The organism is Citrobacter sp. LUTT5 (genome assembly GCF_009905315.1).
GTDB lineage: Bacteria > Pseudomonadota > Gammaproteobacteria > Enterobacterales > Enterobacteriaceae > Citrobacter > Citrobacter freundii.
This window is the reverse complement of sequence record NZ_CP047606.1, coordinates 28,992-42,511: the sequence shown is the minus strand read 5'-3', so window position 1 is coordinate 42,511 and position 13,520 is coordinate 28,992. Positions and strand designations below refer to the sequence as shown.

Below are 13,520 nucleotides of genomic sequence, written 5' to 3'. Positions count from 1 at the left end.
CTTATTGTGATTGTTGTAATTGACGCACGTGGGCGACAACGTCCAGGCAACTGCTACGCCCGGCGTCGACCAGTTCAGCCACGCAGGTGGTCAACCGGCCATGCTCGCGTTTGTCGAGCGCCTCCAGCAGCAAAGAGGCGTTGAGCCCGGAAATAACAGCCACCGGGTAATCGGCGCTCAGCCGCGCCGCCACGTTGGAGGTGGTGCCGCCAATAAAATCAGTCAGGATCAATGAGCCTTCCGGCATGGTTTTCACTACGGCTTCAACGCGCTGATAAAACTCGCCGAGCGTATCAACGGGCATCAGCGCAATTTCCGTCACGCCTTTGATTTCACCCATCACCATGCGCAGGCTCTTGCAAAGCTGTTGCCCCCAGCCGCCATGGGTCAGCAGCAGGATCTGGGGCAAGGATTCAGTGGTAGTCAAAATGGCCTCCTGGCTCGATTACATGAGACTTGCAATGCCTGATGGCGCTTCGCTTATCAGGCCACGGCAAGTGCTTTGTAGGCCGGATAAGGCGTTCTATGCCGCCATCCGGCAAACTCATCAAAGTAAGAGCAAAGGCTGTGCCAGAATTTGTGTCACGCGGGGAAGAGAGGAGCGCTGGCGAGGCAGAAAGCCGCGCCAGTAAAGGGATTAGCTATACAGCAGTTCGTAGATATAAAAATATTCCGCGTCCGATAAGCGAATGGCATAGGCTTCTTCGATCGGCAGGAAAGCGGATTTAATGACACTAAACGCGCGATTATCCAGATCCGGCTTGTTCTCCAGCGCCATCTGTAACGGTTTGCGGTTAATCACGATACGCTCGACCATACAGCAGCAGTGGATCAGGAAGCGCAGTGTCACCTGACGGCTCGGTTTGAGCGAAAGCGCGGTGGTCAGATGATTCAGCACGCCTTCCATCTCTTTGAGAATACGCTGCGGGTTGAGCACCGAAATATGGTTAATGATGCTCTCCATAGTCAACGCGCTGATAAAGCGCATCGCGCTGCGCTCCATCTCCAGACGGCGTTCGCTGCTGGAGAGATCTGGCGTCAGCAGGCTGAGTACCAGCTCGGGGCCTTGCTCAGAGAACAGCTCCTCGAGCGAGATAAACGGAATATCCGGCAGTCCTGGCTGGAAAGTGCCCACTATTCCCGCCAGGCGTTCACTGGCGTTAATCGCCTGCTGAACACGCTCCAGGCTGCGAACTTCGTTGTAATCGAGGATCACCATCCGCGTATCCTGCGACATCAACTCACCGAAGCTCTCCTCCAGCACCTTTTTGATTTTCTCTGCCGTTCCCATCCCGGTGATGCAGGAGATAACCAGCACTTTACCGCTGTTTTCCTGCTGTGGAGTACAGAGCTGACAGGGAATATTTTTGCTCTGCATCAACGCCGCCAGCTGCGGCAAGTCGCTGGTTTCGTAGCTTAAATCCAGCCCAATCTCCAGCAGGCTGGTGAGCGTGATATTGGGCATTAGCAGTACGTCTATCTGGAATAACTTACTGATCGTGCTGCCAAAATGGACCAGTGAGCCAATATCCACCATCAGGATCAATCGGCGATATTGCCGGGTCTGGATCATCTGCGTAAGGGCTTCCAGCGTGTCATGCACCGACTGCTCGAAAGGCATATCGATAGCGCTGAACACCTCGCGCTCCAGCACGCGATTCACGTACTGCGCCTGACTTGTGGCGGTCGTCGCACCGTGGGCAATCAAAATCACCCCGCAGTCAGGACTGGCGTCAATCCGTTGGCGGTAATGGCGACACTCTTTGAGGAACAGGCACAGCCAGACCACCTCCGTCGCCGGACACTGAATATGCAGCAGTTCATTGATTTTTCGGCATAACAGCGTAGCGTTTTCGTATTCATCTTTGCAGCGATCGAGGATCAGGCTGGAAGAATAAAGTTGCGGAATAAGGCCGCGCTGCACATAGCCAATCAGCGCCAGGAAGTGTTTGCGCAGCGGGTTAACCAGATTTTCCGGCAGCGTAAAACCAAGCACCTGCTCAACACAGCCGATCAGCAGCGTTACTCGCTCTTCAATCTGATCGCCATAGCGCGGAGGATGCGCCACGCTGTCGCGGCTGTAGAGACCATATTCAAATATCGAACTGAGCTTGTTTTTGAGGATTGCCAGCGTTTCGGCTGGCGGCACGTTGCTGTTACGCAGGTTGATATATTCGCGGGTCAGGAAGCTGTAGAAGAGATCGCTCTCTTCAATTTCGGCTCCGGTGGCCAGCGAATTTTTCAGTGCAGGCAGCGTGCGGGCATCGATGCTCAGGTGTTCTTTGCCTTCGAACAGCGCTCCAACCAACAGACGTTGTTCCGGCGTGGCGTTAAAGGAGATCTCGGTCAGACGTTTATCCAGCTGTAGCGTGTCGCTGTGCTCGGTCATCCCTGAGGCCCAGGCCTGGGCGCAGAGAAACTGAATGTCGCTCTTAAGCTGACCAATGTTGCCTTCCAGCGGCTTGTTCAACAGCCAGAGCAGCAAGGTACGATCGATGCTTATCGTACGCTCGATTTTGCGGCTCTCACGCTGTAAGAAGCCAACGATCAGTTCAACCTGCTCTTCCACCGAACGCTGGCGAATGCCGGGGAGATCGATACATACCTGAATACGTCGTTGGAAAGTGCGCAGCAACGCCGAACTTACCGGTTCGGTGGTCGCACATATCAGGCGAACCGAGATTGACCGCGCCACGGCGCTGGAACCCAGCGGCCGATATTCGCCTTTGTCGAGAATAGAAAATAGCTTTTCCTGACCTTCATACGGCAGACGATGCACTTCGTCGAGCAGCAGATAGCCGCCGTCGGCTTGCTCGACCAGACCGGGTTTATTTTCATTTGCGCCGGTAAATGCCCCCTGTCGATGACCAAACAGGTGCGAAGAAAGCAACTCCGGGTTATGGGCGTATTCCGCGCAGTTAAAGTAAACCAGCGGCGGCGACGCTCCCACTGCGCGTTCGCAGGCGAAACGATGCATCAGTTCGGCAAAAAAGGTTTTGCCGACGCCGGAGGGACCGGTCAGCAGAACGTGCAGCCCGTGGGGATACAGCACCGCCGCGCGGCCTTTTTCCACCGCGTCGCGTAGGCTGCGATCGTAACCAATCAGGCCAGAAAAGGGATCGTCTGTCGCCTGGTTTTCCTGAACAGGTAACAGGTCGGCAACGGTTTGCACTTCGCGCTCGGACTCATCGAGTTTGCGCCCCAGCAGCGTTTCAATCGCCTGACGATGCAGAAAGAATACCGGGCGTCCGCGGCTTTTAATCGCCAGGCCGTCGTTCCAGAGCTGATTGAGATCTTTACTGACCGAGTTGCGCGCCAGTCCGAGGTTAAAGCCGATAGCTTCCGCTGTGAACGCCGTTTCCTGCGCCAGATGGGCAAGATTCAGTCCTCGCGTCAGCCGTTCCAGCTCCCCCAGTATTATCTCAATCCGTCTCATCTCTTTACCGCTTAAGAAATAAATGATTGTTCAGAACATACACTATTCTGCTGCGCAAGAAAGTGAGGCGGCGTCCAGACCTTACGGTCATCAAAACGTTTTCGACAAATAATGCCGCGCGGAGCCGGTTTCCGGAAAGTTATCGAGGGTCATTTGCAGCTGATAGCCGTTTTTCTGATAAAACGGCAGCGCCTGGAAACTCATGGTATCCACCAATGCATGCAGGCATCCTCTCTCACGCGCTGTCTGCTCGGCAGCCTGCATCAATTTTGTGCCGTAACCGCCTTTGCGCAGCGAATCATGCATCCACAGGAAATCAATACACAGCCATTCGCCTTTGATTTTGCCAATCAGCCCGCCCAGAATTTCATTGCTTTCATCGCGCCAGTACACCGCCAGGTCGCCAAAATTGGTGGTTCTCAGGAACTGGCGGTTGTAGGCGCGCAATCCGGCAAGCAGGGCATTTTGATCGTCTTCGGTAATGGTATCTGTAATCTGTATTTGCATCCTATCCTCCTGAAAAACTACAACTTCTGGCTGATTATTTGTTTAGAAATTAACACAGGCTGATGAGTGAGACGCATGCCGTCTACACTTACTCTTGAGATGATGCGCATCGACAACAAGGATTATTATCATGAAACGAGCCGCTTTACCGCTTATTGCCATTCTTTTCACGCTGCCGGGTTTAGCGCAGGCCGATTCGGCTTACGGCTCTCTACAGTCCGTTCATGAAAAAAATACTGTATTGAAGGACTTACGCAAGATTTGCACCCCGCAGGGGTCGCCATCCGATGACGTGTGGGAAAAAACGATTATGTCTGATACACGTAATCAGCAGCATATCCGCGAGGCTATTCTGGCAATACAAAGAAATAACCAGAACAACTACTGGGAAGCACTTGGCAAAGTTGAATGCCCGGATTTATAAGCATCTTGTTGTAAAATGAGCACTGTAACCGGTTTCTGTGTCGCAAAAACACGTATTGTTGCCAGAACGTATAAATAGCAATGGAGCAATAACAATGCGATACCGTTTTCCAGAAAACTTCTGGTGGGGCAGTGCCTGCTCGGCACTGCAAACCGAAGGGGATAGTCTGAACGGCGGCAAAAGCCAGACCACGTGGGACGTGTGGTTCGACCGTCAGCCAGGTCGTTTCCACCAGGGGGTTGGTCCGGCAAACACCTCAACCTTTTATCAGCACTGGAAACAGGACATCGCACTGCTCAAGCAGCTGAAGCACAACAGCTTCCGTACGTCTCTGAGCTGGTCACGCCTGATCCCGGACGGTACCGGCGATGTTAATCCGGAAGCCGTCGAGTTCTATAACAACGTCATCGACGAGCTGCTGGCGCAAGGCATTACGCCATTTATCACCCTGTTCCACTTTGACATGCCAATGGTGATGCAGGAGAAAGGCGGCTGGGAAAACCGTGAGGTGGTTGAGGCGTTTGGCCGCTACGCGCAGACGTGTTTTACATTGTTCGGCAACCGGGTGAAGCACTGGTTCACCTTTAACGAGCCTATTGTCCCGGTGGAAGGCGGCTATCTGTATGACTTCCATTACCCGAACGTGGTGGATTTCAAACGCGCGGCCACCGTGGCGTATCACACTGTACTGGCGCATTCCACGGCGGTGCGGGCGTATCGCGCCGGAAACTACGGCGGTGAGATCGGTGTGATCCTAAATCTGACGCCCTCTTATCCACGCTCTCAGCACCCGGCGGATGTGAAAGCCGCGCACCATGCGGATCTGCTGTTTAACCGCTGCTTCCTTGACCCGGTACTAAAAGGGGAATATCCGGCGGATCTGGTCGAATTGCTGAAAGAGTACGATCAGCTACCAACCTGTCAGCCAGGCGACAGTCAGCTCATCGCCGAGGGGAAAATCGACCTGCTCGGTATCAATTATTATCAGCCGCGTCGCGTGAAATGTCGTGATACTGCGGTCAATCCAAACGCGCCGTTTATGCCGGAGTGGCTGTTTGATTATTACGAAATGCCGGGGCGTAAAATGAACCCTTACCGTGGCTGGGAAATTTATGAGCCTGGTATTTACGATATTATTACTAATCTTCGTGATAATTACGGCAACCCGCGCTGCTTTATTTCTGAAAACGGTATGGGTGTGGAAAATGAGCAGCGTTTCGTTGAGCATGACCAGATCAACGACAGCTACCGCATTGAATTTGTTTCTGAGCATCTTAAATGGCTACATAAAGGCATCAGCGAAGGTTGTAATTGTCTTGGCTACCATATGTGGACTTTTATTGATAACTGGTCCTGGCTCAACGGATATAAAAACCGCTACGGTTTTGTCCAGTTAGATTTAGAAACGCAAAAACGTACGGTGAAAAAGAGCGGCGAATGGTTTGCCCATACTGCCGAAAACAATGGTTTTAATTAAAAAAAATAACCAGGATGCCGGATAGCGATCCGGCATACCGAGCTTTAGTTTATTGCATACCCTTTATGCGAACTTTTGCTGCCACCAGAAGCGCTGTCAGCAGCATCAGGCTGCCGGAAAGCATCAGGGGCGACAGCAGTCCGAGAGTATCGAGCGCATAGCCTCCCACCGCAGCCCCACAGGTATTGGCAAGCTGGATCACGGCGACCTGCACCGATCCGGCTTTTTCTGCCTGATCGGCAAGCGAGCGCGTGATCCACGTCGACCAGCCGACCGGTACCAGCGCAAACAACAGTCCCCAGATAATCGCAATACCCGCCGCCACCACTTTGTCACTGCCCCACAGAATCAAGACCAGTGCACTGAGCGCCAGCACCAGTGGCGCACCGGCTAACGCCAGTTTGACCGAACGCTTCAAAATCATCGACGAAAGCGATGTACCAACAAAGCTGGCAATACCGAAGCTCAGCAGCACCAGCGTCAGGCCATCAACGTCAAAGCCCGCCAGATTCATATAGATCGGGCGAATATAGGTAAAGAAGGCGAACTGCCCGGCAAAGGACATGAAGATGGCAATCATCCCGGCCATCACCCCCGGTCTCTGCAACAGGCTGAACATGTTTTGTTTCTGATGCGAAGGCTCGCCAGGCAGCGAAGGCAACGCTCTCACCACCCAAATTGTGCACAGCACGCCCATCACCGCCGCCGCATTAAATACATTACGCCAGCCGATAATGCCGCCTAAAAAGCTCCCCAGCGGCGCGGCAATCACCAGCGCGATGGAAACTGCGCCAAAAATAACCGACAGCGCTTTCGGCACCGTACGTGCGGGAACCAGACGCATGGTCAGCGACGCCGACATCGCCCAGAAACCGCCAAGTGCCAGACCGAGGCAGGCGCGGCCAACGAGCAGCAGCGAAAAAGAATTGGCAAAGGAAACCAGCAGACAGGAAAGCGTCAGCAGCACCGAAAACAGGATCACCACATAGCGACGATCGGTCGCCTGAATAATTTGCGTCACAAACAGGCTGGCGAACATGGCGACAAATGCCGTCACGGTCACCGATTGCCCCGCCACACCTTCAGAAATCCCCAGATCCTGCGCCATCGGCGTTAACAGGCTAACGGGCAGAAACTCAACGGTTATCAGGCAGGCAACACAGAACGCCACGGCAAATACCGCCGACCAGTTAGGTCGGGAATTTGCCTCAGCGCGGGATTTTTGTTCAACAGCTTCACTCATTTTGTTACCTGCGTGGGGTTATTGTAGAAAAGTTACGCAGTGTAACATTAAATTTGTGACGTATTTAACGTTTCAGCAACTAGTTTCATTTAACAAAGAATATCGGTTACTCGGATTTTTAAAGATAGAACGCGACTCTTTTACCTGTAGGTAGCTTAACATCAATGCTAAGTTCACCACCCAGTGCCGTGACATAACGCTTGAGCGTCGACAGACGAGGATCGTTATCTGCCTGCTCCATTTTTGCGATTGTTGGCTGCTTAACCCCCATTGCCGAGGCAAGTTCAGCCTGAGAGAGATTCAGTTCTTCCCTTAACATATTTAACGCAACCGCCTGACGTAGTATTTCTACTTTTTCGGTAATACGCTCCTGGCTTTCCGGGCTTTGTTTCGCCATCAATTCTTTAAGGGTAGCCATAATTTTCCTTACTTATTAGGTGATTTCGGTACTCAGCATCCGCAAGCCTGATCATCTCTTTATAGAATTTCTTTTCGTTTAACCCTGTTTTATCTCCAGCGCATAGCACGATGCCATGGCGAGAAGGATCAAACGCGAAGAACGCCCGAATCGGACTACCCTGATGCTGTACTCGCAACTCTTTCATATTTGAAAAAGCAGAAGCATTTACCGTATCAGCAAACGGCCTACCTAACTGAGGACCATACTCGGATAAAATCATCATTGCTGCGAGCATATCTTCCTTGAGCGCTTAGGTCTGTACGTCAAACCATTTATCGAAAGCATCCGTTGTTTCCACTTCCCACATCAACGATCCCTCATAGCTAATAAGCTATAGAGAAATTATAGCTTATTAGCTATTGAATCAATCGTTATTTGCATAATTTATTCGCCATCAGACCTGATTCTCAATGCAACCAATGCACACCATCTTCGGGCAGGAAAAAGGCGTTATAGCGCATTTGAAACGCATTAAGCTCCTGCATGTCCGGCTCCATTTCGCGCAAAAAACCGAGCGCCAGACGCACCTGCGCGTCGGTAATCGGCGCGGCCAGCCGAGCTTTTTGCAGCCAACGGTGCCACTGCAGCAGATTCGGCTCACTGCCGTCGACAATCACGATTTGCCAGATCAACAGCACCTGGGCCGCATTTTGCAGATGTGATTCATCAGGGCGGTGGAGGTACTGTAAAAAAGCCTCACCCTGTACTTTTCCCATCTGATCGATCATCGATTCTACTGGCACGACATCAATGTTCAGTCGCTCGCTCAGACGGCGAATTGCCCGCCGTGAACCGGACGTCAGCACCCGAAATCCCACCACAAAAACAACCACCAGGGTGGCCAACATTATCCAAATCATGCGCACATCCATTACCAGACAGGATGCCCATCATAGCGGCAAATTTATCGCTGTCGATGGATGAACGCCACGGCATAAAAAAGCCCGCCATTAAGGCGGGCAAAAGTTACCAATGCACACTTAACTTAAGCGACTTTCAATTGTTGAATCTTTTTCTCGCGGCGAATTTTACGTTCTTCAAACACGGCCACGATGGCCATCAGACAGATACAACCGATGGCGGCGGTGTCCAGCGCGGCGAAGGTTCCTGCCCAGCCGGTGAGGCCGAAAATCGGCGTGCCGTCGGCAATCATCCCCAGACCAAGCTTGGCGAAGCTATCACCAATCAGATAAGCAAAAGTCCCTTTAATCCCATCGGCTGCACCGATCGCTTTTTTCGGTACAAATCCGACTGCCGCAACGCCGATTAACAGCTGCGGACCAAACACCAGGAAGCCCAGCGCAAACAGCGAAGCCAAATAAACGTACTGGTTGCTGGCGTGCTGATAAACGCCCAGGGTGGCGATAATCAACGCCAGCGCCACGCAGGCCACCAGCGCACGGCGGCCATTCGCCAGGTCAGAGAGCCAGCCCCACAGCAGCGTGCCGACCAGCGCGCCCACTTCAAACAGGGTAAAGCCCTGAATCGCCACTTCTTTGGAGAGCTTTAGCTCCTGGAAAGCGTAGACGGTGGACCACTGGTCAATACCGATACGCACTACGTACAGGAAGATGTTCGAGAAACATAACAACCAGATCACTTTGTTTTTCAGCACGTACTCAACAAAGATCTGCCATTTCGTCATCTCGTTTTCTTCGGTCTCTTTGTCTTCTTCGCTGATCTCCTCGCCAAACAACTCTTCAGCTTTACCAAGACCATAAGATTCCGGGGAGTCACTGCCGTAGCGCAGGCCGATAAAACCAACAATCAGCGCGATAATCGACGGGAAGATAAACATCCCGATGACGTGACCGTCGAACAGATAGTTAGCGCCAAACAGCGCCACGCCTGCCGCACCCGCACCGCCGAGGTTGTGGGAGATGTTCCACATACCGAGGTAAGAGCCCCGCTTGCGACGCGGCGTCCATTTGGTGATGGTGGAATAGCTACACGAGCCGCCGGTGCTCTGGAAGAAACCACTCAGCGCATAGAAGGCAATCATCAGGAACAGGCTGGTTGAACCCGCGCCCATGCTGGCGCTGAAGCCGAGCATACAGATGGCAGAGAGGATCAGCATAAACGGCAGGAACTGCTTGGTGTTTTTGCCGTCCGCGTAGTAGGAAACCAGCGTTTTTCCCACGCCGTAGGTGATGGAGAAGCCCAGGCCAATCATCCCCAGTTGCGTCATGCTCAGCCCGTAGGTGGAGATCATGTCGTTCTGCGCGATGTTGAAGTTTTTGCGGATCAGGTACATGGTCAGGTAGCCGATAAATACCACCAGATAGGACTGCATGAACGGTTTGAACCACATTTTGCGCCGCACATCGAGCGGCAGATCCAGGGTCGGCTTGCGCACCTGGTTGAGAAAGGCCAGCATTTGACACTCCCGAGCTAATTTTTATACCTGCGAATAGCAGGCATTGTAAAAATCAGCCGGGAGACGTGCCTGAGACAGCGTCCAGGTGAAACCGGGAAAATTTCTTAGTTTTGCCCCACTCAGGGCAAAAAGGTGAGGTGCATCACGCTTCGTTGAGATCGCGCGGAGTCTGGGCGTTTAAAAACGGCAGGAGCAGCAGCGCGGAAATCCCCGCCGCAATGGCGATCACCACAAAAAACCCGGTCCAGTGCCAGACCTCCATCACCTTCGCCAGCGGCCAGCCGGAGAGCGATGCCCCCAGATAGGCAAACAGACCAACAAAACCGGTTGCTGCACCTGCCGCCTCTTTGTGCGAACACTCCGCTGCCGCCATGCCGATCAGCATCTGCGGGCCGAAGACGAAGAATCCGGTCGTGAAGAAGCACGCTGCCTGCATCACGTAGCTGGCGAACGGCATCAGCCACAGCGAACCAACGGAGAGCAAAATTCCGGCGGCAAAAATCAGGTTCATTGGACCGCGGTTGCCGTTAAACAGCTTGTCCGAGCCCCACCCCGCCACCAGCGCACCGACAAATCCACCCAGTTCGAACATGGTCACGGCGGTATTGGCAGTCACCAGATCCACGCCGAGCGTCTCAGACATGTACAGATTGCCCCAGTCATTAATCGCTGCACGGACCACGTACACCAGCACATAACACAGTGACAGCAGCCAGATATAAGGATTCAGCAGCACATAGCGGGTGAGGATCTCTTTGCGGCTCAGCCCTGCACCTTCCTGCTGCTGAGCAATTTCCAGCTCATCATGCCGCCAGTCGCCAATCGGCGGCAGACCAATCGCCTGCGGCCTGTCGCGCAGCCGCCAGCAGAGGAAAACCCCCACCACAATCGCCAGCAGCCCAGCGATCATCATCCCGGCGCGCCAGCCGTAGTGCAGCGCTGTCGCCGCCATCACGATAGGGATCAGCGCCCCGCCGACGTTGTGCGCGGTATTCCACAGCGCCCACCAGCCGCCGCGCTCGGTACGCGAATACCACGCGGTCAATAAACGCGCGCAGACCGGCGACCCCCAGCCCTGGAAAAAGGCGTTCAGCGCCCACAGCACCGCAAAGGCCCACAGTGAGGTAGAGAATCCAAACAGAATGTTCACCACGCCGGTGGCGATCAGCCCGATGCCCATAAAATAGCGTGCGTTGGAGCGGTCGCTGACGATACCGGAAACAAACTTCGACAGGCCGTAGGTGATGTAAAACAGCGTCGCCAATAGCCCAATATCGCTGCGAGTCAGCACACCGCTGGTAAGAATATCCGGTACGGCGGCATTGAAGCTTTTGCGTGTGAAATAGAACAGTGCGTAGCCGAGCCAAATGGTGGTCAGGATATGCCGCCGCCAATAGCGATAGCGGGCATCCACTTCCTGCTTGTCGGTGATGAGCGGCGCATTGGCCGGGGCTTTTAAAAACGCAAACATGGCCGCTCCTTACACATAACGTTGAGGCAGTGACACGCTGACCCGCGTGCCGTGCGTACAGGAAATCGACAGCGATCCTCCGAGGGCGCTAATCCGTTCACGCATCCCGGTGAGGCCAAATCCATGCTGACTCGACCCCGGCGGCAGGCCGCTGCCGTCGTCCTCAATCACCAGCATCAGCCGTTCATCCTGTTGCCAGCCCTGAAGCGTCACCGCGCTGGCGTCGGCGTGCTTAACGATGTTGTTCAGTCCTTCCTGACAGACGCGAAACAGCGTCACCCGCTGGCTTTCGCTGAGTGCAGATTCGTCAATTCGCCAGTCGAGATGGCTGACGATGCCGCGGCTTTCCAGCTCCATTTCGCGCATCAATGAGCGGATGGCCTGCTCCAGCGTGAGATCGTCCAACTGGCGTGGTCGTAGGCGGCCTAACAGGCGACGCACCGAATCGTACACGCCGAGAGAAAGTTGTTCGATGTGTGCCCCGCTACGCTTCACCCCTGCGTTTTCCGGCGCCAGGCGCTGGACAATACCCGCCTGGGTACGAATGGCGGTGATGGTTTGGCCGATATCATCATGTAGTTCGCGCGCCACGTCCCGACGCACGCTCTCTTCGGTCTCCAGCAGGCGTTCAGCCAGACGATGGTTGCGCGCTAATTCGTTTTGCAGCGACTGGTTAAGCTCACGCAGACGCTGAATGCCCGCGCCGAGCAGCAGCCCGGTCAGGCTTTGCACCAGCAGCGAGAGCAACAGATCGACGGGATGATCGTGCCAGGTCTGGCTGGCAATCAGCGCGATGGCGTTCATCAGCGTCGCAATCAGCGCCCCCTGCCAGCCGTAGTGCCAGGCCAGCGCAATGATCGGCAACGCGAGGCAAAACGGCGTGAAGCGCGAAAGCTCGGCGGGTAAACCGAGCTGTAGCCACAGGCTGACGCTAAACAGCAGCAGGTACCAGACCAGATGCCGCCCGCGCCAGTTCACCGGCTGCGACACCACCGCAGGGCCCAGCGGCAGCCAGGTGGTGCTGGTCAGATAGTGCCAGAACACCAGGCAGATCGGCGCCAGCGTTAATCCGCCGGTGAGCGTCAGCAACAGCGCGTTCCATGCCTCTTCACCCTGCCCAAGCCAGGGCAGCGATTGCAGCAATGCCGCCGCCGTAAGCGCCGCGCCCTGCAACAGCAGCGTACGCCAGTCACGCTGGTGGCGGTATCGCGATATCAGCATCACCGGGAGTAACGTGAGGAAGCTGCCGATCATCAAAAGTGGCAAATGGGCCAGCACCACTTCCTGTGCCAACCAGAAAAGAAGCAGCCATTCCGCGCCCAACAGCACCGGCCAGTAGTCACGTGGACATTGCAGCATCAGCCCCAGACGCAGGCCAAACGGAAACAGCAGTACCGCCAGCTCCGGGCGCTCAACCAGATGCAGGCTGATGCTCCACAGGCAAAACCACGCGGCAGAGAAGATAAAGAAGCAGGCAACAACGGTGATTAACCGGGAACAGAGCGTGTTCATTGCCAGCCGTCAAACATCCGGCGGGCCAGTTCGACGTCGTTACTGACGCCCAGCTTTTCCATCAGGTTGGCGCGATGCACGTGCACCGTTTTCGGCGACAGACCCAGTTCAGCAGCAATCTCTTTGACCGCCATACCTTGTGCCAGTTTTTCCGCTACCTGACGTTCGCGTTTGGTGAGCGGATCCTGACGACCAGCCGCCAGTTTGACGGCGATGTCCGGCGTCAGGTAACAGCCGCCGGTCGCAACGGTATGCACCGCTGCGATCAGCTCATCCGGGCTACAGCGTTTAGAAAGGAAACCACGCGCGCCCGCGTTGAGCGCCTGCTCCACCAGCGCCGGGCTGTCGTGGACGGAGAGCATGATAATCGCCATTCCTTTTGGTAACTGGCTTAACAGTTCAAGACCGGAGATATCTGGCATCGAGATATCACAGATACAGACCTGCACGCCGCGCCCCGGTAATCCCGCCAGCGCCTCACTGCCTGAGCCAAACTCAGCCACCACCTGCAAATCAGGTTCCAGCCCCAGCAGTTGGGCAAAGCCGGAGCGGACGATAAGGTGGTCGTCAATAAGGGCAACGGTAATCATGGGTTCATCCTGGCGCTAAGACA

12 protein-coding genes and 1 pseudogene are annotated in these 13,520 nt (G+C 54.6%); 2 read left to right on the top strand and 11 right to left on the bottom strand.

The annotated features are described in order from the left end of the window. Window position 1: 1 nt before the first annotated feature. From GUC46_RS00205 to GUC46_RS00195, 3 genes are all read right to left on the bottom strand, one after another. Window positions 2–427 carry a PTS sugar transporter subunit IIA gene (locus GUC46_RS00205; RefSeq protein WP_121540568.1) on the bottom strand — a complete coding sequence of 142 codons (426 nt, stop codon included), beginning with the start codon at window positions 425–427 and terminating at the stop codon, window positions 2–4. A gap of 210 nt (window positions 428–637) precedes the next feature. Further along, window positions 638–3,436 carry a transcriptional regulator DagR gene (dagR, locus tag GUC46_RS00200; RefSeq protein ID WP_160179621.1) on the bottom strand — a complete coding sequence of 933 codons (2,799 nt, stop codon included), beginning with the start codon at window positions 3,434–3,436 and terminating at the stop codon, window positions 638–640. Window positions 3,437–3,526: 90 nt separating this feature from the next. Next, window positions 3,527–3,943 carry a GNAT family N-acetyltransferase gene (locus GUC46_RS00195; protein ID WP_003023951.1) on the bottom strand — a complete coding sequence of 139 codons (417 nt, stop codon included), beginning with the start codon at window positions 3,941–3,943 and terminating at the stop codon, window positions 3,527–3,529. Between the two features lie 130 nt (window positions 3,944–4,073). Here GUC46_RS00195 and GUC46_RS00190 point away from each other — a divergent pair, with 130 nt between their 5' ends. After that, window positions 4,074–4,367 carry a YicS family protein gene (locus tag GUC46_RS00190; RefSeq protein ID WP_003840665.1) on the top strand — a complete coding sequence of 98 codons (294 nt, stop codon included), beginning with the start codon at window positions 4,074–4,076 and terminating at the stop codon, window positions 4,365–4,367. Between the two features lie 94 nt (window positions 4,368–4,461). Next, window positions 4,462–5,844 carry a glycoside hydrolase family 1 protein gene (locus tag GUC46_RS00185; protein WP_149911717.1) on the top strand — a complete coding sequence of 461 codons (1,383 nt, stop codon included), beginning with the start codon at window positions 4,462–4,464 and terminating at the stop codon, window positions 5,842–5,844. A 49-nt stretch (window positions 5,845–5,893) separates the two neighbouring features. Here GUC46_RS00185 and nepI read toward each other — a convergent pair whose 3' ends face one another. From nepI to uhpA, 8 genes and pseudogenes are all read right to left on the bottom strand, one after another. After that, a complete protein-coding gene (gene nepI, locus GUC46_RS00180) occupies window positions 5,894–7,087 on the bottom strand; it encodes a purine ribonucleoside efflux pump NepI (RefSeq protein ID WP_003840662.1) in 1,194 nt (397 codons plus the stop codon). A gap of 118 nt (window positions 7,088–7,205) precedes the next feature. Then, the gene (locus tag GUC46_RS00175; protein WP_003840660.1) at window positions 7,206–7,505 is read right to left on the bottom strand and encodes a helix-turn-helix domain-containing protein; all 300 of its coding nucleotides are present in this window, start codon (window positions 7,503–7,505) and stop codon (window positions 7,206–7,208) included. Then, window positions 7,492–7,854 (bottom strand): annotated as a pseudogene (locus GUC46_RS00170) (type II toxin-antitoxin system RelE/ParE family toxin). Before GUC46_RS00170 ends, GUC46_RS00175 begins: the two are co-directional and overlap by 14 nt. Window positions 7,855–7,954: 100 nt before the next feature. Beyond that, window positions 7,955–8,407 (bottom strand): DUF1198 family protein, encoded by a 453-nt coding sequence (locus GUC46_RS00165; protein WP_160179619.1) that lies wholly within the window; start codon window positions 8,405–8,407, stop codon window positions 7,955–7,957. A gap of 125 nt (window positions 8,408–8,532) precedes the next feature. After that, complete coding sequence (gene uhpT / locus GUC46_RS00160) at window positions 8,533–9,924, bottom strand: hexose-6-phosphate:phosphate antiporter (protein ID WP_003023929.1); 1,392 nt, start codon at window positions 9,922–9,924, stop codon at window positions 8,533–8,535. Window positions 9,925–10,066: 142 nt separating this feature from the next. Continuing rightward, entirely contained in the window at window positions 10,067–11,395 is a 1,329-nt protein-coding gene (locus tag GUC46_RS00155) for an MFS transporter (protein WP_160179616.1), read from the bottom strand. Between the two features lie 9 nt (window positions 11,396–11,404). After that, the gene (gene uhpB / locus GUC46_RS00150) at window positions 11,405–12,907 is read right to left on the bottom strand and encodes a signal transduction histidine-protein kinase/phosphatase UhpB (RefSeq protein WP_057101855.1); all 1,503 of its coding nucleotides are present in this window, start codon (window positions 12,905–12,907) and stop codon (window positions 11,405–11,407) included. Continuing rightward, the gene (gene uhpA, locus GUC46_RS00145) at window positions 12,904–13,497 is read right to left on the bottom strand and encodes a transcriptional regulator UhpA (protein ID WP_003023923.1); all 594 of its coding nucleotides are present in this window, start codon (window positions 13,495–13,497) and stop codon (window positions 12,904–12,906) included. Before uhpA ends, uhpB begins: the two co-directional genes overlap by 4 nt. Between the last annotated feature and the right edge of the window lie 23 nt (window positions 13,498–13,520).

Excerpts from the sequence above, each read along its gene's own strand:
- uhpA (WP_003023923.1), bottom strand. The coding sequence starts at position 13,497 with ATGATTACCGTTGCCCTTATTGACGACCACCTTATCGTCCGCTCCGGC.
- GUC46_RS00190 (WP_003840665.1), top strand. The coding sequence starts at position 4,074 with ATGAAACGAGCCGCTTTACCGCTTATTGCCATTCTTTTCACGCTGCCG.
- dagR (WP_160179621.1), bottom strand. The coding sequence starts at position 3,436 with ATGAGACGGATTGAGATAATACTGGGGGAGCTGGAACGGCTGACGCGA.
- uhpB (WP_057101855.1), bottom strand. The coding sequence starts at position 12,907 with ATGAACACGCTCTGTTCCCGGTTAATCACCGTTGTTGCCTGCTTCTTT.
- GUC46_RS00165 (WP_160179619.1), bottom strand. The coding sequence starts at position 8,407 with ATGATTTGGATAATGTTGGCCACCCTGGTGGTTGTTTTTGTGGTGGGA.
- GUC46_RS00195 (WP_003023951.1), bottom strand. The coding sequence starts at position 3,943 with ATGCAAATACAGATTACAGATACCATTACCGAAGACGATCAAAATGCC.
- GUC46_RS00185 (WP_149911717.1), top strand. The coding sequence starts at position 4,462 with ATGCGATACCGTTTTCCAGAAAACTTCTGGTGGGGCAGTGCCTGCTCG.
- GUC46_RS00175 (WP_003840660.1), bottom strand. The coding sequence starts at position 7,505 with ATGGCTACCCTTAAAGAATTGATGGCGAAACAAAGCCCGGAAAGCCAG.
- nepI (WP_003840662.1), bottom strand. The coding sequence starts at position 7,087 with ATGAGTGAAGCTGTTGAACAAAAATCCCGCGCTGAGGCAAATTCCCGA.
- GUC46_RS00155 (WP_160179616.1), bottom strand. The coding sequence starts at position 11,395 with ATGTTTGCGTTTTTAAAAGCCCCGGCCAATGCGCCGCTCATCACCGAC.
- uhpT (WP_003023929.1), bottom strand. The coding sequence starts at position 9,924 with ATGCTGGCCTTTCTCAACCAGGTGCGCAAGCCGACCCTGGATCTGCCG.